Below are 25,800 nucleotides of genomic sequence, written 5' to 3'. Positions count from 1 at the left end.
TGGACACTGCAGAGAGGAAACGCGTTGATCGCGCTTGCGCTCCCGGCCCAAGATTCAGGAGAGTTCACTCCTCCTGGAATTAACGAAATGCATTTGCCGGCAATCCTGCCGTGGGGTGCCGATGAGGGATTCTCCAAGCAGATGCTGCTTGTTCTCCTCTCCGTCGTCTTTATCGCTATCTTCTTCGTGCTTGCAGCACGTAAAGGGCAGTTGGTACCCGGCAAGCTTCAGTTCGCCGGCGAGGCCGCCTACGGCTTCGTCCGCAACGGCATCGCCAAGGACATCATCGGCGGCAAGGACTTCATCAAGTATGTTCCGCTGCTGTTCAGCCTGTTCTTCTTCATCCTGGTAAACAACATCTACGGTGCAATTCCGTTCTTCCAACTTCCTACGTTCTCGCACGTCGGTGGCGCCTATGTCTTGGCCGGAATCGTTTACTTCACCTGGTTGATCATCGGCCTCAAGAAGAACGGAATCCGCTACTTCAAGCTGGCTACCGTTCCTTCAGGGGTGCCGTGGTACATCCTGCCGATCGTTATCCCGATCGAAATCATCTCCAACTTCATTGTCCGCCCGGTCACGCACAGCCTCCGTCTGTTCGCCACCATGCTCGCAGGACACTTGATCGTGATGATCGCTGGCTACGGCATCGAGTTCCTGGTCATGCAGGAGAACGTCCTGCTGCAGGGCACCTCGGTCCTGGTCCTGGCAGGCGCCATCGCCATGTACATGCTTGAAGCTTTGATCATGGTCCTGCAGGCCTACGTCTTTACCCTGCTGACCGCGATCTACATTGAAGGCGCACTGCACGCCGACAGCCACTAGGCTCCCTCACACTTCCCCATTGCGGGGATGAAGCAACCCAAACAACCTGCCACACGGGTGGCATCTTGAAAGGAAGAAAAATGGAAGGCACCATCAACGGCTCCATTAACCTCATTGGCTACGGCCTGTCCGCGATCGGTGGTGGTATCGGTGTTGGTCTCGTGTTCGCCGCTTACATCAACGGTGTGGCACGCCAGCCGGAAGCCCAGCGCGTCCTGCAGCCGATCGCATTCCTCGGCCTTGCGCTGACTGAAGCCCTCGCCATCCTCGGCCTGGTCTTCGCCTTCGTTCTTTCCTAAGAACCGAAGCGAAATTCAGAACCGAGTAGATAAGGACGGGTGAAATATGAATCAGCTGATCATCTCAGCCGCCACTGAAGGCGAAAAGGTCAACCCCCTTGTTCCCAATGTTTGGGAAATGGGCGTTGTCCTGGTTGGCTTCGCGATTCTCATGTTCATCGTGGTCAAGTTTGTTGTCCCGATGTTCGAGAAGACCTTTGCCGAGCGTGCCGAAGCCATCGAAGGTGGCATTGCCAAGGCTGAGAAGGCCCAGGCGGAGGCCTCTGCTGCACTCGAAGAGTACAAGCAGCAGCTGACGGACGCCCGCGCTGAAGCCAACCGCATCCGTGAGGAAGCCCGCGCCGAAGGCGCGCAGATCCTGGCTGAGCTGAAGGAGAAGGCGGGCGCCGAGTCTGCCCGCATCACCGCTCAGGCTCACACCCAGATCGAATCCGAGCGCCAGGCGGCCGTTGTGTCGCTGCGCGCAGAGGTTGGCTCGCTCGCCACCACACTGGCAGGCCGCATCGTCGGCGAAGCACTCAATGACGATGAGCGTTCAGCTCGCGTTGTGGACCGCTTCCTGGCAGATCTGGAGAACCAGAACGCGGGTGCTGCTAAGTAATGGCAGGTGTATCGAGTCAATCGCTGGCATCAGCGCTGGCAGGTTTGGAAGCAAAGCTTCCCACCGCGTCGCTTCAGTTGGCAAAGGAACTCTTCGGAATTCTGGGAACGGTGGACAGCTCGGCTGGTTTGCGCCGCGCCTTGACTGACCCGTCCCGCTCAGGCGACGAGAAGTCGGCGCTGGTCAGGCAGCTGGTTGGCGGGAAAGTCTCCGCTGATGCTGCTGACATCGCAGCCGGATTGGCCAGCTTGCGCTGGGCAGCCGCACGCGATATCGGCGATGCACTCGAGACCCTCGCCGCGACGGTTGTCATCTCCGTTGCCGAGACCAAGTCGGCCGTTTCCGCCTCCGGAATCTCCGGTCTGGAAGAACTGGAGAACGATCTGTTCTCCTTCAACCAGACTGTTGCCTCCAACCACGAGGTACAACGTGCCTTGTCCGAGCCGCAAGCCTCGGCCGCTGCCAAAACCACCCTCGTTGAGCGGTTGGTTCCCAGCGCCAGTGAGGAAGCAAAAATCCTCATCAGCCAGGCAGCAGCCCACCCACGCGGCGTCAAGCCGTCACGGCTCGTGGCCCAGTTCGCGGAGTTGGCAGCTAAGCGCCAGCAACGTTGGATCGCCACTGTTGCCGTGACCCGGCCCATGACACAGACCCAGCTGGACCGCCTCCAGGCGGGCCTAGATGGACTGTATGGACGGGAATTGAAAGTCAACGTCATCGTTGATCCTGCCTTGATTGGCGGCATCCGGGTCCAGGTTGGCGACGAAGTGCTTGACGCTTCCGTCATCACCCGCCTGGGTTCGCTGCAACGCCAGCTGGCCGGCTAGCCGGACAAGCACACCAAAACTGATACAAACCCCGGTCATCGTGAGCAACGATGATCACGAAAACAGGAGAGCAGGGACTGCAGATGGCCGATTTGACCATCAACGCCGACGACGTCCGTAATGCGCTGAACGAGTTCGCGGCGTCCTACGAACCCGGAAACGCAGAACGCGTAGAGGTTGGCCGCGTAACCACCGCAAGTGACGGCATCGCCCGTGTTGAGGGCCTTCCCTCGGTCATGGCGAACGAGCTGCTGCGTTTCGAGGACGGCACCCTGGGCCTGGCCCAGAACCTTGACGTCCGCGAAATCGGTGTGATCGTTCTTGGCGACTTCACCGGCATCGAAGAAGGCCAGGAAGTACACCGCACCGGACAGGTTCTGTCTGTTCCCGTGGGTGACGCGTTCCTGGGCCGCGTCGTGGATCCGTTGGGCGTGCCCATCGATGACCTCGGCGAGATCAAGGCTGAGACCACCCGTGCCCTGGAACTCCAGGCACCGGGCGTGACCCAGCGTAAGTCTGTGCACGAGCCCATGCAGACCGGTATGAAGGCTATCGACGCCATGATCCCGATCGGCCGCGGCCAGCGCCAGCTCATCATTGGTGACCGCCAGACCGGTAAGTCCGCGATCGCGATCGACACCATCATCAACCAGAAGGCCAACTGGGCTTCAGGGGATGTCACCAAGCAGGTTCGCTGCATCTACGTGGCTATCGGCCAGAAGGCATCCACCATCGCCGCTGTCCGCCAGACCCTCGAGGACAACGGCGCGCTGGAGTACACCACCATCGTGGCGTCTCCCGCATCCGACCCCGCAGGCTTCAAGTACCTGGCTCCCTACGCAGGTTCTGCCATTGGCCAGCACTGGATGTACGGCGGCAAGCACGTCCTCATCGTGTTTGATGACCTCTCCAAGCAGGCCGAGGCCTACCGTGCAGTGTCGCTGCTGCTCCGCCGCCCGCCGGGACGCGAAGCCTACCCGGGCGACGTCTTCTACCTGCACTCCCGCCTCCTGGAGCGTTGTGCCAAGCTCTCCGACGAGCTCGGCGCCGGCTCCATGACGGGCCTGCCGTTGATCGAGACCAAGGCAAACGACGTTTCCGCCTACATCCCGACCAACGTGATCTCCATTACCGATGGCCAGATCTTCCTCCAGTCGGACCTCTTCAACGCCAACCAGCGCCCCGCTGTTGACGTGGGCGTCTCGGTGTCCCGCGTTGGCGGTGCCGCACAGGTGAAGTCCATGAAGAAGGTTTCCGGCACGTTGAAGCTGGAGCTTGCCCAGTACCGCGACATGCAGGCCTTCGCCATGTTTGCCTCGGACCTGGACGCCGCTTCACGCCAGCAGCTCACCCGTGGTGCACGCCTGATGGAACTGCTCAAGCAGGGCCAGTACCAGCCGTTCCCGGTTGAAGAGCAGGTTGTCTCCATCTGGGCTGGCACCAACGGCCACTTGGATGACGTTCCCGTTGAGGACGTCAACCGCTTCGAGACTGAGTTCCTGGAACACCTCCGGCACAAGTCCTCCATCCTCACCACGCTGGCTCAGACCAACGTGATGGACGATGACACCGCTGCAGCTCTGAAGTCCTCGATTATCGACTTCAAGAAGGGCTTCTTCGGCGACGGCGACAACCACCTGGTGGGCGCAGGCCACGAGGCACACGAATCCCTCACCGAGGGTGACGTTGACCAGGAAAAAATCGTCAAGCAGAAGCGCTAGTTCCACTGAATCGGGTGTGCCGGGCCTGAGGGGCCGGCACACCGATTGAGGGAATGTTAGGAAAGGATAAGTATGGGAGCCCAGATTCGGGTCTACCGCCAGAAGATCAGCTCGACCACGTCGATGCGCAAGATCTTCAAGGCGATGGAACTGATCGCTACCTCGCGCATCGGCAAGGCCCGTGCGCGCGTAGCAGCTTCACTGCCTTACGCGAACGCGATCACACGCGCCGTTTCTGCTGTCGCAAGCCAAAGCGAAATCGACCACCCGCTGACCACTGAGCCGGAGCAGATCCGCCGCGCCGCAGTCCTGGTACTTACCTCGGACCGTGGCTTGGCTGGTTCCTACTCGGCTGGCGTCCTCAAGCAGGCGGAAGGTCTCAACGAGCTGCTCCACGCCGAAGGCAAGGAAGTCAAGACCTACCTCGTCGGACGTAAGGCCCAGGCCTACTTCGACTTCCGGAACCGGACCTATGAAAGGGTCTGGACCGGAGGCACCGACGCACCCGAGTTCGCCACCGCGCGCGAGATCGGTGAAGCATTGCTCGCCGAATTCGCTGCCGACTACGAAGACGGCGGCGTCGACGAGATCCACGTGGTCTACACCCGCTTCAAGTCGATGGTCACCCAGGAACCGACGGTCATCCGCCTTCTGCCCCTTGAGGTAGTGGAGGAGGAAGCCGCGTCGGAGTCGGAGCTGCTGCCGCTGTACGAATTCGAACCGGAAACGGAAAAGGTTCTGGATGCGCTGTTGCCCCGCTACATCGAATCCCGCCTCTTCGCAGCAATGCTGCAGGCAGCAGCTTCCGAGCTTGCCGCCCGCCAGCGTGCAATGAAGTCGGCAGGCGACAACGCCACTGACCTGATCAAGAAGTACACGCGTCTGCGCAACACGGCCCGCCAGGCCGAGATCACGCAGGAGCTGTCCGAAATTGTTGCTGGCGCCGACGCACTCGCGTCCTAGCCCGCACGGTATCGGTTCCTGCGGGACCTGCACCACAACAGATAAACTTAACGCCATCTACTGAGTGAAGTGAGAGAGATGACTGCCACTGCTACCGAACACGTAGCCGCAACGTCCGGTGCTACCGGTCGTATCGCGCGTGTTATCGGCCCGGTTGTCGACGTCGAATTCCCGGCTGACGCAATCCCGTCGATCTACAATGCACTATCCACCGAGATCACCCTCAACGGTGAGACCAAAACCATCACGTTTGAGACCTCCCAGCACCTGGGCGACAACCTCATCCGCGCCATCTCCCTGCAGGCTACCGACGGACTTGTCCGCGGCACCTCGGTGGTAGACAGCGGTGCGCCCATCTCCGTTCCCGTTGGTGACGGAGTGAAGGGCCACATCTTCAACGTCCTGGGCCAGCCCCTGGACATCACCGAGTCGGAACTGCAGACCACCGAGCGGTGGCCCATCCACCGCAAGGCTCCTGCGTTCGCAAGCCTCGAAGGCTCCACCGAGATGCTGGAAACCGGCATCAAGGTCATCGACCTTCTCACCCCGTACATCAAGGGTGGAAAGATCGGCCTGTTCGGCGGCGCCGGCGTGGGCAAGACCGTGCTGATCCAGGAAATGATCACCCGTGTTGCCCGTAACTTCGGTGGCACCTCGGTGTTCGCCGGTGTTGGCGAGCGTACCCGTGAAGGTAACGACCTCTGGGTTGAAATGGAAGAGGCAGGCGTCCTCAAGGACACCGCCCTTGTATTCGGCCAGATGGATGAGCCGCCGGGAACGCGTCTGCGCGTTGCACTGTCCGCCCTGACCATGGCGGAATACTTCCGCGATGTGCAGAACCAGGACGTGCTGCTCTTCATCGACAACATCTTCCGCTTCACGCAGGCAGGCTCCGAGGTTTCCACCCTCCTCGGCCGCATGCCTTCGGCCGTGGGCTACCAGCCCAACCTGGCTGACGAGATGGGTCTCCTCCAGGAGCGCATCACGTCCACCAAGGGCCACTCCATCACCTCGATGCAGGCCATCTACGTTCCCGCAGATGACTACACCGACCCGGCTCCGGCCACGACCTTCGCACACCTGGATGCCACCACGGAACTTTCCCGTGAAATCGCATCCCGTGGTCTGTACCCGGCCGTTGACCCGCTGACGTCCACCTCGCGCATCCTGGATCCCCAGTACATCGGCAAGGACCACTACAACACGGCTGTCCGTGTGAAGCAGATCCTGCAGAAGAACAAGGAACTCCAGGACATCATCGCCATCCTCGGCGTTGACGAGCTTTCTGAAGAGGACAAGATCGTCGTGTCGCGTGCACGCCGTATCCAGCAGTTCCTCTCGCAGAACACCTACACCGCCAAGCAGTTTACCGGCGTCGAAGGCTCAACGGTTTCCATCAAGGACACCGTCGAAGGCTTCACCGCTATCTGCGACGGCGAGCTGGACCACATCGCGGAGCAGGCGTTCTTCAACGTCGGTGGCCTCGATGACGTCGAGCGCCAGTGGGCCAAGATCCAGGAACAGACCAAGTAATATGGCTGAGCTTGAGGTTGAGATTGTCGCAGCAGACCACTTTGTGTGGTCTGGAGCGGCCAAGATGGTCAAGGCCCGCACCAGCGATGGTGAAATCGGAATCCTGCCCGGCCACTCGCCCCTGCTGGCGATCCTGGCTGAAGGTGAGCTGGCCATTGAGCCGGTAACCGGTGACCGCATTGCCGTGGACGTTGACGGTGGCTTCTTCTCCGTCGACAACAACCGCGTCGTCATTGTTGCCGACAACGCCAAGTTGGGCGGCTCGGCTACCGCTGGGATTCGCTAGCACGACCTTGGTGAACGCACCGGAATTTCCGTTCATCGCCTTGGCAGTCGCTTTTGGACTGCTGGTATTTGCACTGTGCCTTTCGGGGGTGCGCCGCTTCAATCTGCGGCGCGCCCTCGGCACCGTGGACGCCTCCATTTGCATGGCTGGAAACAGCTGGCAGATGGGGGTTTGTCGTTATCAGGACAACGACCTTGAATGGTTTCGGCTGATCTCGCTGAACGTCCGGCCCAAACACAAGTTCAAACGCAGTTCCCTCGAATTGCTGGGCCGCCGCAAACCCACAGAGGACGAGGCTGTCAGGGTTCAACCCGACGTCGTCATCGTGGAACTCCGCTACGAAGGCCAAGACGTGCGCCTTGCCATGAAGTTTGATGCCTACACAGGGCTGTCCTCCTGGCTTGAAGCCGGGCCTGTGGTGGGCGTGGGAACCTGGCGTTAGCGGCTGTGGATTGGTTCTATGACATTCGCTTGACTGACGGGCCCGTGTACTGGGGTGCTCTGGTCCTCGGCCTGCTGGGCGCTGCAGTCCTGCTGCTTCCGCCCCGGCGCGGTTTTGACCGCCGGCTCCTTCGCTGGCTCGTGACCGTCGTTGCCGCGGGCCTGCTGGCGTTCGCCGTGGTGCAGGCCGTTCACTGGGCGCTCATTAACATTTGGGCGGTCTTCCCGGAAAACATCCCGGACACCGTCCTGGCCTGGCTGGTTCCCGCCGTCGCCGCCTTCCTCCTCGTGTTGCTGCGTTGGTGCCGGTCGTCGTGGCGCGTCAGGGGACTCCGTGTGGTGGCGTTCGTGTTGGTGGGACTGCTGTCAGCAGTGCAGATCAACGCCTACTTCGGCTTGAACCGCACCGTCAGTGATCTGCTGGGGACCGCCGTTGCCAACGTCCCCGAGCTTGAACCTGCCCTGATGAGGTCAGCCGGTGCGCCCGACGGCGGATCCCGCCAAGGCTGGCAACCGCAAGGTGAGCTGCCGGCTGGGGGAGAGCTGCGCAAGTCCGCGATTCCCGGTACCGTTTCCGGGTTCGACGCCCGGGAAGCGTACATTTACCTGCCGCCCGCCTATTTTGCTGCCAACCGCCCTGCCCTGCCGGTCCTGGTCCTCGTGGCCGGGCAACCCGGCGGGCCTGCCGACTGGTTGACAGGTGGTGCTCTCCGTGGCCACATGGACACTTTCGCTGCAGCGCACGGCGGCGTGGCGCCCGTGGTGGTCATTCCGGATCCCAACGGCTCCCAGAATGCCAACACCATGTGCCTGGACAGCAAGATTGCCCAGGCTGATACGTACCTGGCCAAGGACGTGACCCAATGGATCAGTGCCACCCTGGCGGTGGACACCAACCACGCCTCCTGGGCTATTGGCGGCTTCTCCTTCGGCGGCACCTGCGCCATCCAGATGGGCACCCGGCACCCGGATCTCTTCCCGGCCGTCGTGGGATTCTCCAGCGAAGTTGAACCTGCGGTTGCCAAGGAACGCCAGAAGACCATTGACGCGTCCTTCCCCGGCGATGCAGCAGCATTTGACCGGCAGACACCCCTCGCCATGATGGCCACCGAGCGTTTCGACGGGCACGGAATGTACCTCACCGCGGGTCAGGACGATACTGAATTTGTGGGCTATCTCAAGACTCTCGCTGCGGCTGCCGAGGCGGCAGGCTTCACCGTGCGCGCCTACCAGGTGGAGCACGCTGGCCACTCCTGGGACACCTCCTCCCGCCGGATCGCTGATGCCTTGGACTTCCTGGCACAGCGCTGGGGGATGACGCCGTGAGTGGTGGGCAGCAAACCACCTTGGGGCTGGCCTGGGCCACTGTTGCCCGGCCGGTCCTGGGTCGGCTGGGACGCACTGTGGCAGCGGTGCCCGTGACCTTGGTTGTCTTGGTGCTATTCCTGGGAACGGCGGGCCTGACGGGTAGTTTCTTGGCCGGGCCGCCCGCGGGACTTCTCGATCTTGCGGGCGTCAGTCTTTCCGGGCTGCAGGATGGGCATTGGTGGACCATGTTCACCAGCATCTTCTTCGCCACCAACCCGTTGGCGTACGTGGCGGCATCGCTGATGATCTTGATTTTGCTGGGCCTGGCCGAGCGACGCCTCGGTGCGTGGGCCGCCGTCGTCCTCCTCCTCGGCGGCCAATTCGCCTCGATCAGTATCTTCCTGTTGCTGACGCAGGTGGCAGCTTTCGTGGGCGATGGCTGGCTGGACACCATGACCGACGTGGTGCTGATCGGTCCCTACGCACCAGTCCTGGCGGCAGGGCTGGCGGCCAGCGCCCGCATTCCGGTGCTGTGGCAGCGGCGATTGCGGACTGCGGTGCTCTCGGTGTCGCTCCTGCTCGTGCTGTACGTTGGCCACCCCGAAACGGTGATTGGTCTGCTGGGAGCGCTGCTGGGGCTCTTGGTTGGGTGGTGGATCCAGCGCGACGGCGGTCATCTCCGGCACCGATCCACGGGGCGGGAGACGAGGAACCTGCTGGCGTTGATGGTGGCGGTGTTTGCGGTGGGGCCCATTCTGAGCGGCATCACCCGAGCCCCCACCGGTCCGTTGGCCCTGTTGCGCGACGTGGTCTTGAACCCCATGCCCACCCTCAGCCAGATCACCTTCAACTGCGGCGCCACGGTGGAAGCCTCCTGTTTGGAGGCGGGCCGGTCAGGATTGGCGGGGCCCTTCGGCCTGGCATTGGCAGTGGTTCCGGTGATCCTGCTGCTGATCTGCGCCGATGGAATGCGGCGCGGGCGGAGCCTGGCGCTGATCATTGCCCTGGTCATCCAGCTGGCCGTGACCGCGCTGGCCGCCGTCTACCTTGCGCTCTTCGCCTTGGTCCCCTCCAGGCCGCAGGCGGCGCACGCTGCTCCGCTCGGCTCGGCGTTTGCGCACGTCCTGCCCTTGGTAGGCGTGCCGCTCCTGCTGGCCCTGCTGCTGTGGTTCAGTAGGCGCCAATTCAGGGTCCAGACCCTGCCCCGGTCGCGCCGTAACCTGCTGGCGCTGGTGGGCGGCTCCTGGTTGGTTCTGGCCAGCAGTTACACGGTGGCCTGGTTCGGCTCGGGTGGCATGCAGCGCGACGGCGGCATCCTGGGCCTGTTTGCCGAACTCGCCCGGCAATACGTGCCGGTGCCCATCCCGCAGTATTTCCGCAGGCTCTTCACCGACCGGAACACCATCGAGGCCGTCTTGTTCGCCTACTCGGGTCCGGTGTTTTGGACCATCGCCTTGATCGGTGTCTGGTGGGTGCTGGTGGGCAGGCGGCACAGCAGCGACTCAGGCCGACAGGACCGGAGCCGCGCCCGACAGTTGCTCCGGCAGGGCGGCGGCTCGCTGTCCTGGATGGCGCTCTGGGAACCCAACCTTTACTGGTTCAGCCCGGACGGGCGCGGGGCCATGGCATATCAAGAGCACGGCAGCGTTGCCCTGACCTTGGGCAGTTCGTTTGGCCCCGCCGCAGGGCAGCAGGAGGCCACCGAAGGATTCCTGGCGCACTGCCGCAGCCAGGCGATGATCCCAGCACTCTATTCCTGCGATGACAGCATCTGGCCCGCGTTGCAGGCCCGTGGCTTCTCCCGGGTGCCGGTGGCCCAAGAGACTCGGTTGGCGGTCCGCGAAATCGAATTCAAGGGCAAAGAATGGCAAAACGTCCGGACCGCGCTCAACCGCGCCGCCAAGCTCGGGGTGCAGGCGGTCTGGGGCCAGTACGCCCAGCTGCCGCTGGCGCTGCGGTCCAAGCTCAAGGAAGTGTCAGAGGAGTGGGCGGCCGCCAAGTCGGTCCCCGAAATGGGCTTCACCCTCGGCGGAGTGGACGAACTCGATGACCCCGACGTACTGTGCTGCCTGGCCGTGGACGCCGACGGCGCGGTGCACGGCGTCACCAGTTGGCTGCCGGTGTACGCCGATGGGCAACTCGTGAGCAGGACCCTGGACGTGATGCGCCGCGGTCCCGAAGGGTTCCCCGGGGTCATGGAGTTCCTTATCGCCTCGGCGGTCCTGGAGCTGCGAGACACCGTGGATGTCATCTCCCTCTCCGGCTCGCCGCTTGCCAGCAAGCCCGACGACGGCGGCCCGGCGACCGAGGTCGGCCATCCGGACCTGCCACCCGGCACCGCCGGGGTGGACGCAGTGGATGAGGTCAGCAGCTCTGCCGCCGCTGACCAGGCCGGGACGGAGAACCTGCTGCGGATCCTGGACCTGGTGGGCCACGCGCTGGAACCGGTCTACGGCTTCCGGTCCCTGGCGGCTTTCAAATCCCGTTTCAAGCCTGAGTACCGCTCGTTGTACCTGTACTACCAGGATCCGCTGCACCTGCCGGCCATTGGCCGCGCCCTGACCCGTGCCTACCTGCCGGGGCTATCGCTCGCGCAAGGTGCGAAGCTGGTCCGGACCCTGGTGAGCTAGGCGGGGAGCCTTAAAACAGGCGGGACTCTGAATCATCCACGCCGCGCATGGCATCGTAATCGAGGGTGACGCAATGGATGCCGCGGTCGTTCGCAAGCACCTTGGCCTGTGGTTTGATCTGCTGGGCAGCGAAGATGCCGCGGACGGGGGCCAGCAGTGGATCGCGGTTGAGTAGTTCCAGGTAACGGGTCAGCTGTTCGACGCCGTCGATGTCGCCGCGGCGCTTGAGTTCGATCGCCACAGTGGCGCCGCTCGCATCGCGCGCCAGAATGTCCACCGGCCCAATGGCGGTGAAGTACTCGCGGCGGATGAGGGAGAATCCGGTCCCGAGTGTCTCGATCTGGTCGGCAAGGAGGCGCTGCAGGTCCGCCTCGACGCCGTCCTTGATCAGGCCGGGGTCCACGCCAAGGTCATGGGCCGCATCGCTGAGTTTTTCGTGGATGTTGATGATCAACCGATCATCCGTCTTGGCCGACTGCACGGTCCACTGCTCCACCACACCGAGTTCCAAGTCAACCTCCTCCGGGGAGGTCACTCGCAGCGTGGCAGGCGGACTCATCCAGTTCAGCGGCTTATAGGAGCCGCCGTCCGAGTGAACCAACACCGAACCGTCAGCCTTTACCAGCAGGAGCCGGGTGGCCAAGGGGAGGTGGGCTTTCAGTCGGCCAACATAATCTACTGAGCATCGAGCTATTACAAGTCGCACGCCGTACACACTACCGGGTGTGGGTTGACCGCGGCGTGGGTGCCTGTCGTGGCAGCCCCCAGTTCCCAGTGCGCTGGGGTGCTGGGGCAGAATGGACGTATGCCGCGCTCCAATCGCCCCCGCCGCCCTGTTTCCGGGAAGACTGCGGCAGGCGGACGAAAGAGCGGCGCGGAGGTTCCCGAGTTGGACCTCGAACGGGCCAGGGCGGGCATCGCCCGGCGGGAAAGCGCCCCGGACGGCGACTGGATGGTCCGCACCATGACCGCCAAGAACGCGGAGAAAACCTACATTTGCCCGGAGTGTTCCACAGCCGTGCTGCCGGGAATAGCCCACTTGGTGGTTTGGAAAGACGACCATCTCTTCGGCGCCGCGGCAGGTCTTGCCGAACGTCGGCACTGGCACAGCAACTGCTGGGCGTCGCGGAGCTACCGCTACCGCTGACCTGCCGTTGGGCGCCGTGGGGTGGACACTGACTAAGCTGGCAGGCATGACTTTTGATCCGGCGTCGTACGAATTCAGCCAGGCCCCAGGCCCCACCACCATCCGCGCGTCCACCGTCCTGCCGGCCCGACGGGAGAATGTGGAACTGGTGACCGCCGACGGCGTGACGCTGGTGGGCGAATTGGCCTTGCCGGAGTCGGGTCCCATCCGGGCCACGCTCATCACCCTGCATCCGTTGCCCACCCACGGTGGCTTCATGGACTCGCACGTGTACCGTAAAGCTTCCTACCGGCTGCCAGCCCTGGCAGGCATTGCCGTGCTCCGGTTCAACACCCGGGGCACGTCTTCGCCCCGCGGAACCAGCGGCGGAGTGTTTGAAGAAGGCGTGGGGGAGCGTAATGACGTTGCGGCTGCCGTGCGTTTCGCCGTGGACCGCGGCTTGCCCAACCGATGGCTGGTGGGCTGGTCGTTCGGCACCGAACTGGCGCTGATGTATGGCGCGGCGGCGCCCGTAGCTGCCCAGATTGAGGGTGCGGTGCTGCTCTCGCCGCCGCTGCACCGGGCCAAAGACGAACACCTGGAACTGTGGGCCGCTTCGGCCAAGCCGCTCGCCGTGCTGGTCCCCGAGCATGATGACTTCCTGCAGCCCGCTGCGGCGGCGGAGCGGTTCGCCGTGATTCCGCAGGCGCGTCTGGTGGGCGTTGACGGCGCCAAGCACCTATGGGTGGGGGAGAAGTACGCGGCGCGGGTCCTGAACGAAATCGTCGCAGAAGTCAGTCCCGACGGTCCGGGGGCTGCGGGCCTGCCCACCGAGTGGGCCGGGCCCACCGCCACGGCAACAAACTAAAAACGGGCCGTCCCTGCACTGCGAACAGCGCGGGGACGGCCCGGAATCGGTGCCTAGTGTTGGTCCTGCCGGACGATGTAGATCTCCCGGATCAGCAGCAGCACCGCAGCAGCGGTAGGGATGGCAATCAGTGCCCCGAGGACGCCCAGCAGGCTGCCACCGGCGATCACGGAGATGACGGCCACGGCGCCCGGCACGGCAACAGCCTTTTGCATGATGCGCGGCGAGATGAAGTACGCCTCGAACTGCAGGTAGGCGAAGTAGCCGATCGCGTAGAAGACGGCGGTCTGCCAGCTCACGGTGAGTGATACCAGCAGCACCACCACGGCAGCGATCATGCCGCCCACCAGCGGGATGAAGGCCAGCAGTGCCACCACGAAAGCCAACAGCAGCGCGAAGGGGATTCCCAGGATGGACATCAGGATGAAGGCGAAGCTGGCGTTGAGCAGGGCAACGCAGACCTGGCCAATCACGTAGTTGCCTACCGAACGGGTGATCGCCTCAGAGAGTGCCTCCACCCGTTTCCGGCGTGAACGTGGTGCCAGGCGGTAGCCCCACTTCTTCATGGCGGGCAGGGCGGCCAGGAAATACAGGCTGAGGACCAACACGATCAACGTGCCGAAGAGCCCGTTCGCCACGGTAGAGCCGAAGCCCACCACGCCGCCGAAAATTCCGCCCATGGCAGCGGGATCGTTGACGAACTTGTCCAGCTCTTCCTGGATCCGGTCCCGCACGCCGAACTCGTCGTCCAGGCTGATGAAGAAGCTGGAGTTGATGAATTCACGGACCCACACCGGCGCCTGCTGCACGAGCTGGCTGACCTGCTCCACGATCGTGGGAATCAGGGTGGCGAAGAAGCCCACCACGGCACCGGTGAGCACCAGCAGCACCGCAACAATGCCTGCAGGGCGGGGGATCTTCCGCCGTTCCAGCCAGCCCACCACGGGTTCCAGGCCGAGGGAGATGAAGAGCGCCGCAACGATCCAGAGCAGCAACTGCGTGGTGTTGGATCCGATCCAATACACGAGCAGGGCCAAGCCAACGCCCACCGTGCCCATGAAGCCAAGGTAAAGGGGGTGCTGCTGCGACATCCTGGGACCCGGCCGGCCGTACTGGGCGCGTACCTTGCCGTCCTCGCCCTCGTCGTCGTCGCGGTCCTCGTCGTGGGAATCGTCGTGATGGTTGGCGTATTCCGGTGACATTTCGAACCTCAGCCGGGGCTGGGCTCCTGGCAGCGGCTGCCTGAGCCTGCGGAAGAGGCGGCTCACCAAGTCCACGGGAGACGCTTTGCGTAGTTGGGGGGCCGAACTGTTCGGATCGCCTGCACCCTCGTTGTCTGCTGCGGAGGTTGAATCCGTCTTGTCAGTCACTGGATCTGGGAACCTGTTCCGTGCGTTTTGCCGCCCATTTGGGCGCTTGTGATGATCATCGCAACAGTACCAGCCACCCTGTCAACACCTGCCGGGGCACCGGACGTGACCGGCCGTCGTCGTGATTCTGCCCTCATCTCCGGTACCGGTGATAACAGAACGGTTACTATTGAAGGTAAACCCCCGCTGATGATAGGTGTTTCCTTTGCGTTTTAAGACTGCAGCCGCACTCGTGCTGCTCGGCCTCCTGACACTCCTGGCAGGTATCGGCCAGCAGACCATCTGGGCTCCGTCCGAGACCTTCACCGCTGCCGCACCAGCTGATTCCGCTGCCGCACCGGTGACCGTCTTCGACAAGGACCTGCGAACCCTGCACGGCGGGACAGCCAAAATCACCATCGAGGGTGATGGCAACTTCGTGCTCGCCACCGGACGCCCCGATGACATCGCGGCGTGGGTTGGCCAGGCCGCGCACAACACCGTGACAGGTGTGTCTGAGGACAAGAAGGCCCTCCAGGTGGAGCATGCCGAGGGTGAGGCCACCGTGCCCAACCCTGCGGGCTCTGACCTCTGGGTGTCCACCGAGAACGCCAGCGGCAACCTCGAATACACGTGGACGCCGCCTGCTGACGGCGACTGGTCACTGCTCTTGGCCTCGGACGGAACAAAGGCTGCGCCGGCCAGCGTCTCCATCACCTTCCCGAACGACACCGCCACGCCGTGGGCTGTGCCGTTGATCGTCTTGGGCTCACTCATCATCCTCGCGGGTATCGCTTTGGCAGCCTGGTCTGCCCGCAAGGGTAAGAGCGGCGGTGTCGACGGCGGCAAGCCGGCGGCCCCTGGCACTGACGGCAAGTCCACGGGCCCGGGCAGCCGACGGGCACCGGGCACGAGCACGCCGTTGACCATGGCAGCAGCAGCCGTTGCGACGGTATTGGTTGCCGGTTCGGCCACTGCGGCCGTAGCAGCATCGCCGTCACCGGACCCCACTGCCTCGTCGGATGCTGCCGCGTCCACGGCATCCCCCGTTCTGCTGGATGCGCAGTTCCGCCGGATCCTGGAGCAGGTTTCCAGCGCAGTGGACGCTGGCGACGCCGCACGCGATGCGGCTCAGCTTGCTTCGCGGGTAGGCGGTACTGAACTGGAAGTCCGTACCCAGAATTACAAGATCCGTTCCCAGGTGGGCACGTATGAGGCCCGGATGCCCGTCCGGTCCACCAAGCTCCTGACCACCGTGGTGACCACCAACCGGGACTGGTCGCGGTCCGTGCTGGCCGTGACGCAAGGCGACGGGAACGTGGTGCCCCAGCTCCTGACGCTGGTCCAGGCGTCACCGCGCGAAAACTACAAGCTGGTGCAGACCACCCCGCTCCAGCCGGGAACCACCTTCCCCACCATCGACCGTGGCACCGAGACGCTGGCTCCAGCGGACAAGGCAGGCCTTGCGTACAGCCCGCAGGAGGCCCTCGCCGGGCTGGCTGACCGTTTGGGCAACGCCGATTCGGCCTACAAGGACAAGCTGGTTGAAGGTGCATCCTCGCCCTACATCGCCGATACGTTGTCCTACCAGGCCGAGGTGGTCAAGTCGGGCGAGAACGGCAACTTCAGCTTCACGCACAAGGTTGACCCGAACAGCATCACGGTGTTCCGAACTGCTGACGGTGGCGCCCTGGTGGAAGGCCGGATCAACTTTGGCTTCGAAGGCACCCCCAAGGCTGCCGGTGACAAGCTGACTATCGGCGAAGACGCAGCAGCCCTGGCTGGCGGCACGGAAACCACCACCGGCATGGTGCTGAGCTTCGTGGAGTCCATGGCGATCTACGTGCCGCCGGCAGACAGCGCCGATCCGATGAAGTTGGTCGCGGCGACCCGCGGCCTGGTGGGAGCTTCGTTCAAGTAGTCCCATGACCGCAGTACCCCTGGCAGCGGCCGGAGTGGCTAGAGTGGAAAGCATGAGTTCGCCTGCTTCCCGTCCTGTCCCTCCAGCCGCTGCCAACTTGCTTAACCTGCGTGGCGCCGTCGACCTTTCCAGCCTCAAACAGCGGCCGGCAGCACCTGCCGGCAGCGCTGCGGCCGGGAGCCAGCAGCCACCAGCCAACGGTGGCCAGCCGGTCAGCGTCAGCGTCAACGAGGGCAACTTCCAGCAACTCGTGGAGTTGTCCGCGCAGGTGCCGGTGGTCATCGCGTTGTGGGCGCCATACTCGCCGGAATCCACCAGCATGCGGGACACCCTGGAACAGGTAGTGGCCAGCTACGCCGGAAAGCTGGTGCTCGGCACCGCGGACGTTGAGGCGTTCCCGCAGTTGGCGCAGGCTTTCCAGGTGCAGGCAGTCCCCACGGCCGTGGCCGTCATCAAGGGCCAGCCGGTACCGCTTTTTGAAGGCGGCGCCGAGGAGACGCAGATTCGCGGCATCCTCGACGAGCTGCTCAAAGTGGCTGCCGCCAACGGCGTAACCGGCAGCCTCGACGCAGCAGCTGCTGCTGGCGAAGGCGCGGACGGTGAGCCTGAGCCCGCCCCGTTGCCGCCGCTGCACCAGGCCGCCTTCGATGCGATTGAGGCCGGCGACTATGACGCAGCGGCCGCAGCGTACCGGCAGGCGCTGAACGAGATGCCTGCAGACCATGAGGCGAAGGCCGGGCTGGCCCAGGTTGAATTGATGGCTCGCCTGCAGCCGCTCGCCGCCGAGGAATCGGATGCGCTGCGGCGTCGTGCCGCTGACGAACCAGACAGCCTCGACGCTCAGTTGGGGGTAGCTGACCTGGACATTGCCGGTGGCCATATTGAGGATGGCCTGCACCGCCTGGTGGCGTTTATTGGCCGCAACTTCGGCCCAGAGCGCGAAACAGCCCGGGTTCGCCTGCTGGAACTCTTCGACGTGGTTGGCGTGTCCGATGAGCGCGTGGCCAAGGCTCGGCAGGCCCTGGCCAGAGTCCTCTTCTAATGTCTGCGTTGTTCGAACCGCTGTCCTTGCGGTCCCTGGACCTGGCCCATCGGGGCTGGGTCTCGCCCATGTGCCAGTACAGCTGCGATCCGGACGTGGCACCTGGCGTCCCCACGGACTGGCACCTGATGCACTTGGGCTCTTTTGCCACCGGCGGCGCGGCCCTGATCCTGACCGAGGCCTCGGCCGTAAACCCCGCGGGCCGGATCAGTCCGCGGGATGCTGGTCTCTACAACGACGACCAGGCCGCTGGTTGGCAACGGGTCATCGATTTCGTCCACCGGCATGGGACGGCAGAGACCAAGATCGGCGTTCAGCTGGCTCACGCCGGACGGAAAGCAGCCACGTACTGGCCGTTCTCCGGGGAGCAAGGTTCAGTGCCGGCGTCCGACGGCGGCTGGGAGACCGTGGGCCCCTCTCCATTGGCGTTTGACGGCTTCGCGGTGCCCACCGAAATGACGGAACAGCAGATCCATGGGGTAATCGACGACTTCGCCGCAGCGGCGGTCCGGGCCGTTGACACCGGGTTTGACACGGTGGAACTCCACGGTGCCCACGGGTACCTCCTGCACCAGTTCCAGAGCTCGCTGATCAATCAGCGCTCTGACGCTTGGGGCGGCGACGAAGCCGGCCGGAACCGGTTGACACTGGCGGTGGTTGACGCTGTGCGCGCCGTGATTCCCGATGGCATGCCGCTTTTGCTTCGGCTCTCCGCCACCGACTGGGCTCCGGGTGGAGTTGATCTTCCGGCCACCGTACGGCTGGCCCACCAGGCGCGGGAGCAGGGCGTGGATCTCATCGACGTGTCCAGCGGGGGAGCGGTGCGCCACCAGCAGATTACTCCTGGCCCGGGCTACCAAACCGGTTTCTCAGCCACAGTGCGTCGGGAAGCCGGTGTAGCCACCGGTACCGTCGGCTTGGTGACGTCTGCCGGGCAGGCCGAACATGCTGTGGCCTCGGGCCAGGCGGACGGCGTGTTCCTGGGGAGGGCGGCGCTGCGGGATCCGCACTGGTGGCTGCGCGCGGCCTTCGAACTCGGCGTCGAACTGCCGTGGGCACCGCAATATGAGCGGGCAGCTGCCCGGCATTCGTTCTGATTGCCTGGGCTGGGTGTCGATCACCCAGCCCGGCACACCTTGTGAACTGAGGCGTAGCCATGCCAGAGCAGGATCCGAAAAGTATTGAACAGCGGCTGACGGAGTCCATCCTTGAGTTGCTGGCCGCCCGCGCGTCGACGTCCACCATCTGCCCGTCGGACGCAGCCCGGGCTGTAGGGGACGACTCCTGGCGTGAGCTGATGGAGCCAGCTCGGGCTGCGGCCAGGAAGCTCGTGGCTTCCGGCGAGGTGGAGATTACCCAAGGTGGCGTGGTGGTGGACCCGGCTACCGCCAAGGGGCCCATCCGGATCCGAAAAGTGGTCCGGCCTGAGAATCACCCCAAGAGTTCGTCCACGTAGCACCAGCGCCAGTCTTCGCCTGGTTCAATGCTGCGCATGACGGGATGGCCGGTCTCCTGGAAGTGCCGGGTGGCGTGCCGGCCCACTGATGAGTCGCAGCAGCCTACCTTTCGGCAGGTCAGGCACATGCGCAGATGAACTGGTGCGGTGCCGTCGCGGAGACAGTCTGCGCAGAATGGCTCTCCTGGCACTGTTGGGTCTGTAGGCTCCGTGGGCTCTGCAGGCGGCACTGGGGCTTCGGCATGTTGAAGGTGCACGCACGTGCCGCCAGGCTGGGCGATTCCCTCGCCGCCGCCTGCACTGCCAGCGTCCACTTCGTCCAGGGCGGCGTCCAGCATCGATTCCTCGATGTCTAGCCGCTCCAGGACTTCGGTGAGGACCTCGTGCGCGAAATCGCCACCCCGGCGCAATTCCAAAACCTTCGTGCGTTCTGCTTCGAGCATGGCCAGCCGCAGCTGGGAGTAGCGCTGACTGGGAGTGGCAGCGTCCGCCGTCGGCCGCCCCAACCGCTCCCAGGCGGCCAGTCCGCGCTCCTGGGTGCGGCGTTTGAGCATGTCCATGACCTCAGGCGGATCGCTGGCCAGCCGTAGCTCGTCCAGCTTGGCCACTCCGGCCGAGGTTGCAAGCTGCATCAGCGAGGCCTGATTCAAGGCATCTTCGCGGCGGTCCGGACCCGGCACACCTAGCCACCTGACCAGCGCAGGTAGGGTGAAGCCCTGCAGGACCAGGGTGCCGGCCACCACCACCAGGGCAGCCAGCACCAGGACATTACGGTGTTCCAGGTCAGCAGGCAAGGTCAGCACCGCCGCGAGGGTGACCACCCCGCGCATGCCCGCCCAAGAGACAGTGGTCGCTGCCTGCCACGTGGTGGTGCCCTCGGCCCGACGGACGGCAGGGATCAGCCGGGGCACATAGGTGGCCGGGAAAACCCAGAGGGGCCGGAGCACCAGGACCGCCAGCAGAATGAGGGCACAGCCCACCCAGACCCTGCCCACACCCAAGGAATCGTCCTGGACCCCCTCGATGATGCTGCGCACCTGCAGCCCGATCAGCAGGAACACGGAATTCTCCAGCAGGAACTGAACCGTGTCCCAGTTGCTGCGCGCGCTTTGCCTGGCGGCGCCGTTGGGCATGGAAGGCGCCTTGGTCCCCATGACCAATCCGGTCACGACGACGGCCAGCACGCCTGAGGCGTGGATGGCCTCCGCCGGCAGGAACGCCACGAACGGCGCCATCAGCGAGGTGGCCGTGTTGATGGCGACGTTCCGGACGCGTTTGCGGATTTCGGTCAGAACATAGGCCGCCGCAATGCCCACCAGCAGTCCGCCGCCTGCGGCCAAGGCGAAACCGCCGGCAATATCCAGGGCGGAAACACTGCCGGCGATTGCGGCAATCGCTGCCCGCAGGCACACCAGGGCGGTGGCATCGTTGACCAGCGACTCGCCCTCGAGGATGGTGACGATCCTCCTCGGCATGCCCACGCGCCGGGCAATGGAGGTGGCGGCTACGGCGTCTGGCGGCGCCACAACAGCACCCAGGGCGATCGCTGCAGCGAGCGGAATCTCGGGGAACAGCCACCAGACCACGAAACCCACGGTTACGGTGCCGAACACCACGTAGCCCACCGAGAGCAGCCCGATGTTGCGGATGTTCGAGCCGAAATCGAAGAGGGAGGAACGGAACGCAGCTGCGTAGAGTAATGGCGGCAGCAGCCCGATGAGGACCAGTTCTGGGTTCAGCTCAATGGGCGGAATGAAGGGCAGGAATGACCCGGCCACGCCGGCCAGCACCAACAGCAGCGGAACGGAAACGTTCAGTTTTCGGCCCAGTGCGCTGGCGGCGCAGACCACGCCGACGATCACGAGCAGGCCCAGTGCGATGTCCATGAGCACAGTCTGACAGGTGGGCCGACGCTGCAGTATCCGTGGACCCCTGTGGGCGGTCCTACGCCTATTTCACTACTCCTCCGGGAGGACCCGCAGCGGGGGTACAGACGGTTAGGGTGGCATTATGACTGCTCAGGAACCTGTAAAGGCGCCCCCGACCGCCACCGCGCCAGCGCTCGCCATCGATGGCCTGGCCAAACGATTCGGCGACAAAGTCGCCGTAGATGGCATCAGCCTCAATGTCCCAGCCGGATCGTTCTACGGCATTGTGGGCCCCAACGGAGCCGGCAAGACCACCACGCTGTCCATGGCCACTGGCCTGCTTCGCCCCGACTTCGGCCACGCCGTGGTGCACGGGGTTGATGTGTGGGCCCGCCCGCTCGAAGCCAAAAAACTGATGGGCATCCTGCCCGATGGCGTCAAGCTCTTTGACCGGCTCACCGGCGAACAGCTCATCACCTACGCCGGGCTGCTGCGCGGCATGGACAAGGACGTCGTGGCCACCCGGGTCCGTGAGTTGCTTGCCGCTATGGACCTGAGCAAGGACGCCGGCACCCTGGTGGTTGACTACTCGGCCGGTATGACCAAGAAGGTGGCGCTGGCCTCGGCCCTCATCCACGCCCCGCGGTTGCTGGTCCTGGACGAACCTTTCGAGGCGGTTGACCCCGTCAGTGCAGCCAACATCCGGTCCATCTTGGACGGCTATGTGCACTCTGGTGGCACGGTGATCGTTTCCAGCCACGTGATGGACTTGGTGCAACGCATGTGTGACCACGTGGCTGTGGTCTCGGGTGGGCGGCTCTTGGCCGCTGGCACCGTGGACGAGGTGCGCGGTGACGCGTCCCTCGAAGACAAGTTCGTGGAACTCGTAGGCGGCCGGAACACGACGGAGGGACTGGAATGGTTGCGCACCTCGTAAGGCTCAAGCTCACCCTGCTCCGCAACGGCCTCCGCCGCAGTCCGTGGCAGCTGGTTGGCTTGGCGTTTGGCGCTCTCTACGCCCTAGGCATCATTGGTGCCTTGGTGATGGCCTTGGTCTTTCTCCGGAACCAGCCGACCGAACTGGCCGCCACTGCGGTGGTGCTCGGCGGCGCCGTGGCCATCATCGGGTGGGCCATTATTCCGGTGATGATTTCCGGGACCGACATGACGTTGGATCCGGCCCGCTTCACCACTTTTGCCATTCCACTGAAAAAAATGCTCCCGGGCCTGGCGCTGGGCGGGTTGATCGGGATTCCCGGTATCGCCACCGTCCTGGTGTCGCTTGCCACGGTGGCTACCTGGTGGCATGGCGTCCTGCCGGCCGTCGCAGCCCTGGTGGGTGCCGTCCTCGGTGTGCTGACCTGTGTGGTGGTCTCCAAGGTCACCACCACTGCCACGGCAAGCCTGGCCTCCTCCCGGCGGTTCAAGGACGTCAGCGCCATCGCCTTCATGGTCCCCCTTGTTCTCCTGGGACCCATCATTGCCGGCGTCACCCGGGGAATCGTTGAATCCTCGGCGTTCCTACCGGAACTCGCCCGCACGCTCGCATGGACACCCCTGGGCGCACCGTGGGGACTTGCCGCCGACGTCACGGCCGGGAGCTACGGCCAAGCCGCCCTCAAGCTGCTGATCGCGGCGGCGACCATCGGCGTCTTGTCCTGGCTTTGGAAAACGCTGATGCAGCAGGCGTTGGTGACTCCGCCGTACAGCGGAAGCAGTAAGCGCAAGGGCAGCAAGTTGGGTCTGTTGGGACTCTTCCCGGCAACACCCACCGGCGCGGTCACCGCCAGGGCCCTGACGTACTGGCTGCGCGATCCGCGCTACTCGGGCTCCCTGGTGGTGATTCCACTGCTGCCGGTGGTCCTGGTATTTTCCGGTGCGCAGAGCGGCGAGTTCGGTGCATTGGCCATCTTGGCGCCGCTGTGTGCTTTTATCCTGGCCTGGTCCATCTCCGCCGACGTCTCGTACGACAATACGGCGTTTGCCCTACATCTAGCCACAGGCGTTTCGGGCCGTGCCGATCGGCTGGGACGGGCGCTGGCCTGCCTCCTGTTCTCCCTCCCGACGGTGTTGATTTTCGCCTTTGGCTACGCCGTGCTGGCGGACTCGTGGGCCATGTTGCCCGGCTTGTTGGGGCTCAGCCTCGGCATCCTCTTCTCGGGCCTGGGCTTGGCGTCCTTGGTTTCGGCCCGCTACACCACTCCGGTCCCGCTACCCGGTGACAGCCCCTTCAAGAAACCGCCGGGCAACATGGGCCAGACCCTGCTGGTGCAGTTCGGCGGGATGGCGGTCTTGTTCGTCCTGGTCTTGCCGGAAGTGGGCTTGCTCATAGCCGAATTGGTGACAGGCAACAGCGCCTTGGGCTGGCTCAACCTCATCCTCGGTCCCGTGCTGGGCCTGGTCCTCTTCGTTGTGGGCGTCAGGATCGGCGGAAAATGGCTCGACGCGCGCGGACCAGAACTGCTGGCGCAGGTCGGCGTCAACAAGTAGAAACGCGTGTTGTGAACCGTCGACGCCGGCACCCAGGAGGTGCCGGCGTCGAACGTTTCTCCGCTGGAAAGGCTAAGATGGTTGGCATGACTAGCATGACGGATCCCCTCGAAAACGACCCGATGCGCGAGTTGTCGGGGGCTGGCACGTCCACGGCCACCATTGAGCGCGAAGAACTCCGCCAAGAGGTTGAGCCCGGTGACCGGGAGCGTTTTTCACACTACGTGCGCAAGGAAAAAATCATGGAGTCCGCCCTCAGCGGCGAGCCCGTCATTGCCCTCTGCGGCAAGGTGTGGACACCGGGCCGGGATCCCAAGAAGTTCCCTGTCTGCCCTGAGTGCAAGGACGTGTATGACGGCCTCCGGCCGGGCGGAGACGGCGGCAAGGGCCCAGGCGGCAAGGGTCCGGGCGGTAATAACAAGTAGTGACGGATACACTCTTTGGCGGCCCCACGCTGCCTCCGGCCTACCCGGAGCGCGCAGCTTGGGGAACCGCCCCGAAGCTCCGTGCCTGGCAGCAGGAGGCGCTGGACGCCTACCTGCGCACCTCGCCCAGGGACTTTCTTGCGGTCGCCACCCCCGGTGCTGGCAAGACGACCTTCGCCCTACGCGTAGCCTCCACCTTGATCGAGGCGGGGGTGGTCAACCGGATCACCATCGTGGCGCCTACCGATCACCTCAAGCGGCAGTGGGCGGACGCCGCCGCCAAAGTGGGAATCGCCATCGATCCCAACTTCAAGAACTCCGACGGCCAGCACGGCAGGGGCTTTATTGGCGTTGCCGTCACGTATGCCCAGGTGGCGAGCAAACCGATGTTGCACCGGGCCAAGACGGAGGCTGCCCGCACCCTGGTGATCCTCGACGAAATCCACCACGGCGGCGAAGCACTGTCTTGGGGCGATGGACTGCGTGAAGCGTTCGATCCCGCGGTGCGCAGGCTCTCACTGACGGGAACGCCGTTCCGCTCCGACACTTCGCCGATCCCCTTCGTTGAATACGCGCAAGACAAAGACGGCATCCGCCGCTCCCGCGCCGACTACACCTATGGCTACGGCAACGCCCTGCGCGACCACGTGGTCCGGCCCGTGATGTTCATGGCGTATTCCGGCCAGATGCGCTGGCGGACCAGCGCTGGCGAGGAGATGGCCGCATCCCTCGGCGAGGCGGCTGTCACCAAGGACGTCACCTCCCAGGCGTGGCGCACCGCCTTGAATCCCACCGGGGCGTGGATTCCTGCCGTCCTGGCAGGTGCAGATAAGCGCCTCAGTGAGGTCCGGCGTTCCGTTCCCGACGCCGGCGGGCTGGTCATTGCCACGGATCACGACGACGCGCGGGCCTATGCCGGGCAGCTGAAGCGGATCACCGGTGAGTCTCCCACCATCATCCTTTCTGACGATGCCAAGGCCTCGAGCAAGATCGAAGATTTCACCGCCAGCGATAAACGCTGGATGGTGGCGGTCCGGATGGTCTCCGAGGGTGTGGACGTCCCCCGGCTGTCAGTAGGTGTTTATGCAACGTCCACCTCCACGCCGTTGTTCTTCGCCCAGGCGGTGGGCCGTTTTGTGCGTGCCCGCAAACGCGGCGAAACCGCGTCCGTCTTCCTGCCGTCCGTGCCGCAGCTGATGGCCTTGGCCAACTCCATGGAGGCCGAACGAGACCATGCCCTTGACCGGCCGGAAAAGGAAGACGCCGACGGGCTCTTCAACCCGGAGGACTCGTTGCTGGACGAGGCCAATCGCGAAGAAAAGGCGTCAGACGGCCTGACCAAGGGCAAGTTCGAGGCCCTTGATTCGCAGGCGTCGTTCGACCGTGTGTTGTTCGACGGCGGCGAGTTTGGGACCGGCGGCGAGGTGGGCTCCGACGACGAAATGGACTTCCTCGGGATTCCCGGGCTGTTGGACGCTGAGCAGGTGGGGACGCTTTTGCGGCAGCGCCAGCATGACCAGCTCAACCGTAAGAGTCGCGCCGCCCCCGCGCCGGCAGCAGTGCAGTCCGTCCCAGACCACCGGATGCTGATGGACCTGCGCAATGAGCTGGCCAAGAATGTTTCGGCCTGGTCTGCCCGGACCGGCACTCCCCACGGCGTTATTCATACCAAGCTCCGGACAGTATGCGGCGGTCCACCGGTGGCGCAGGCAAACGAAGAGCAGCTGCAGTCCAGGCTCCGGAAATTGCAGGACTGGTTCATCGGCCGGACATAACACTGTTGGCAGCTGGCACGGCTAGCACCTGGAATTGCTGGGAGTG

Annotated in this window: 24 protein-coding genes; 21 read left to right on the top strand and 3 right to left on the bottom strand. The window is 64.2% G+C overall.

Translation table 11 applies throughout. From position 1 onward, the window contains the following. The first annotated feature begins 24 nt into the window (after positions 1-24). The 11 genes from atpB (at position 25) to PSET11_RS08145 (ending at position 11,434) form a co-directional block, all read left to right on the top strand. The gene (gene atpB / locus PSET11_RS08195; protein ID WP_124091615.1) at positions 25-825 is read left to right on the top strand and encodes a F0F1 ATP synthase subunit A; all 801 of its coding nucleotides are present in this window, start codon (positions 25-27) and stop codon (positions 823-825) included. An 80-nt stretch (positions 826-905) separates the two neighbouring features. After that, positions 906-1,124 (top strand): ATP synthase F0 subunit C, encoded by a 219-nt coding sequence (gene atpE / locus PSET11_RS08190; protein WP_124091614.1) that lies wholly within the window; start codon positions 906-908, stop codon positions 1,122-1,124. Between the two features lie 46 nt (positions 1,125-1,170). Further along, positions 1,171-1,725: a F0F1 ATP synthase subunit B gene (locus tag PSET11_RS08185; RefSeq protein ID WP_124091613.1), complete on the top strand. Its 555-nt coding sequence runs from the start codon at positions 1,171-1,173 to the stop codon at positions 1,723-1,725. Next, positions 1,725-2,552 (top strand): F0F1 ATP synthase subunit delta, encoded by an 828-nt coding sequence (locus tag PSET11_RS08180; protein ID WP_124091612.1) that lies wholly within the window; start codon positions 1,725-1,727, stop codon positions 2,550-2,552. Before PSET11_RS08185 ends, PSET11_RS08180 begins: the two co-directional genes overlap by 1 nt. Positions 2,553-2,635: 83 nt before the next feature. Beyond that, positions 2,636-4,273, top strand: a complete 1,638-nt coding sequence (gene atpA / locus PSET11_RS08175; protein ID WP_124091642.1) for a F0F1 ATP synthase subunit alpha — start codon at positions 2,636-2,638, stop codon at positions 4,271-4,273. 72 nt (positions 4,274-4,345) lie between these two features. Then, the gene (locus PSET11_RS08170) at positions 4,346-5,236 is read left to right on the top strand and encodes a F0F1 ATP synthase subunit gamma (RefSeq protein ID WP_124091611.1); all 891 of its coding nucleotides are present in this window, start codon (positions 4,346-4,348) and stop codon (positions 5,234-5,236) included. 78 nt (positions 5,237-5,314) lie between these two features. Next, complete coding sequence (gene atpD / locus PSET11_RS08165) at positions 5,315-6,769, top strand: F0F1 ATP synthase subunit beta (protein ID WP_124091610.1); 1,455 nt, start codon at positions 5,315-5,317, stop codon at positions 6,767-6,769. 1 nt (position 6,770) lies between these two features. After that, entirely contained in the window at positions 6,771-7,055 is a 285-nt protein-coding gene (locus PSET11_RS08160; RefSeq protein WP_124091609.1) for a F0F1 ATP synthase subunit epsilon, read from the top strand. Positions 7,056-7,065: 10 nt separating this feature from the next. Then, the gene (locus tag PSET11_RS08155) at positions 7,066-7,497 is read left to right on the top strand and encodes a DUF2550 domain-containing protein (protein ID WP_124091608.1); all 432 of its coding nucleotides are present in this window, start codon (positions 7,066-7,068) and stop codon (positions 7,495-7,497) included. Positions 7,498-7,502: 5 nt separating this feature from the next. Then, positions 7,503-8,822: an alpha/beta hydrolase-fold protein gene (locus tag PSET11_RS08150; RefSeq protein ID WP_124091607.1), complete on the top strand. Its 1,320-nt coding sequence runs from the start codon at positions 7,503-7,505 to the stop codon at positions 8,820-8,822. Further along, on the top strand, positions 8,819-11,434 hold the full coding sequence (locus tag PSET11_RS08145; RefSeq protein WP_124091606.1) for a bifunctional lysylphosphatidylglycerol flippase/synthetase MprF: 2,616 nt from the start codon (positions 8,819-8,821) through the stop codon (positions 11,432-11,434). Before PSET11_RS08150 ends, PSET11_RS08145 begins: the two co-directional genes overlap by 4 nt. Before the next feature lie 10 nt (positions 11,435-11,444). On the opposite strand, the gene nucS is transcribed toward PSET11_RS08145, so the two are convergent. After that, a complete protein-coding gene (gene nucS, locus PSET11_RS08140) occupies positions 11,445-12,140 on the bottom strand; it encodes an endonuclease NucS (RefSeq protein ID WP_124091605.1) in 696 nt (231 codons plus the stop codon). A gap of 99 nt (positions 12,141-12,239) precedes the next feature. On the opposite strand from nucS, the gene PSET11_RS08135 reads away from it, so the two are divergent. After that, on the top strand, positions 12,240-12,581 hold the full coding sequence (locus tag PSET11_RS08135) for an ATP/GTP-binding protein (protein WP_124091604.1): 342 nt from the start codon (positions 12,240-12,242) through the stop codon (positions 12,579-12,581). Positions 12,582-12,627: 46 nt separating this feature from the next. Continuing rightward, complete coding sequence (locus tag PSET11_RS08130; protein WP_124091603.1) at positions 12,628-13,428, top strand: alpha/beta hydrolase; 801 nt, start codon at positions 12,628-12,630, stop codon at positions 13,426-13,428. 53 nt (positions 13,429-13,481) lie between these two features. On the opposite strand, the gene PSET11_RS08125 is transcribed toward PSET11_RS08130, so the two are convergent. Then, a complete protein-coding gene (locus tag PSET11_RS08125; RefSeq protein ID WP_377947356.1) occupies positions 13,482-14,705 on the bottom strand; it encodes an AI-2E family transporter in 1,224 nt (407 codons plus the stop codon). A 298-nt stretch (positions 14,706-15,003) separates the two neighbouring features. On the opposite strand from PSET11_RS08125, the gene PSET11_RS08120 reads away from it, so the two are divergent. From PSET11_RS08120 to PSET11_RS08105, 4 genes are read left to right on the top strand one after another with little or no spacing between them, the layout of a single operon-like run. Continuing rightward, positions 15,004-16,698 (top strand): hypothetical protein, encoded by a 1,695-nt coding sequence (locus tag PSET11_RS08120; protein ID WP_238989087.1) that lies wholly within the window; start codon positions 15,004-15,006, stop codon positions 16,696-16,698. Between the two features lie 52 nt (positions 16,699-16,750). Further along, the gene (locus PSET11_RS08115) at positions 16,751-17,740 is read left to right on the top strand and encodes a tetratricopeptide repeat protein (RefSeq protein WP_124091601.1); all 990 of its coding nucleotides are present in this window, start codon (positions 16,751-16,753) and stop codon (positions 17,738-17,740) included. Next, positions 17,740-18,837 (top strand): NADH:flavin oxidoreductase/NADH oxidase, encoded by a 1,098-nt coding sequence (locus tag PSET11_RS08110; protein ID WP_124091600.1) that lies wholly within the window; start codon positions 17,740-17,742, stop codon positions 18,835-18,837. Before PSET11_RS08115 ends, PSET11_RS08110 begins: the two co-directional genes overlap by 1 nt. Positions 18,838-18,896: 59 nt before the next feature. Further along, complete coding sequence (locus tag PSET11_RS08105; RefSeq protein WP_124091599.1) at positions 18,897-19,196, top strand: DUF3253 domain-containing protein; 300 nt, start codon at positions 18,897-18,899, stop codon at positions 19,194-19,196. On the opposite strand, the gene PSET11_RS08100 is transcribed toward PSET11_RS08105, so the two are convergent. Beyond that, complete coding sequence (locus PSET11_RS08100) at positions 19,172-21,082, bottom strand: Na+/H+ antiporter (protein ID WP_124091598.1); 1,911 nt, start codon at positions 21,080-21,082, stop codon at positions 19,172-19,174. The two genes, PSET11_RS08105 and PSET11_RS08100, sit on opposite strands and share 25 nt — an antisense overlap. Before the next feature lie 124 nt (positions 21,083-21,206). Here PSET11_RS08100 and PSET11_RS08095 point away from each other — a divergent pair, with 124 nt between their 5' ends. The 4 genes from PSET11_RS08095 to PSET11_RS08080 all read left to right on the top strand — a co-directional run bounded on the left by PSET11_RS08095 (position 21,207) and on the right by PSET11_RS08080 (position 25,754). Continuing rightward, positions 21,207-22,001: an ABC transporter ATP-binding protein gene (locus PSET11_RS08095; protein WP_124091597.1), complete on the top strand. Its 795-nt coding sequence runs from the start codon at positions 21,207-21,209 to the stop codon at positions 21,999-22,001. Continuing rightward, positions 21,983-23,554, top strand: a complete 1,572-nt coding sequence (locus PSET11_RS08090; protein ID WP_124091596.1) for a transporter — start codon at positions 21,983-21,985, stop codon at positions 23,552-23,554. Before PSET11_RS08095 ends, PSET11_RS08090 begins: the two co-directional genes overlap by 19 nt. A gap of 77 nt (positions 23,555-23,631) precedes the next feature. Beyond that, entirely contained in the window at positions 23,632-23,979 is a 348-nt protein-coding gene (locus PSET11_RS08085) for a DUF3039 domain-containing protein (protein ID WP_124091595.1), read from the top strand. After that, a complete protein-coding gene (locus PSET11_RS08080; protein ID WP_124091594.1) occupies positions 23,979-25,754 on the top strand; it encodes a DEAD/DEAH box helicase in 1,776 nt (591 codons plus the stop codon). Before PSET11_RS08085 ends, PSET11_RS08080 begins: the two co-directional genes overlap by 1 nt. The last annotated feature ends 46 nt before the right edge of the window (positions 25,755-25,800 follow it).

This window comes from Arthrobacter ulcerisalmonis (assembly GCF_900609065.1).
Classification (GTDB): Bacteria; Actinomycetota; Actinomycetes; order Actinomycetales; family Micrococcaceae; genus Arthrobacter; species Arthrobacter ulcerisalmonis.
The sequence above is the reverse complement of the archived record's forward strand: the minus strand, read 5'-3'. Positions and strand labels throughout refer to the sequence as shown.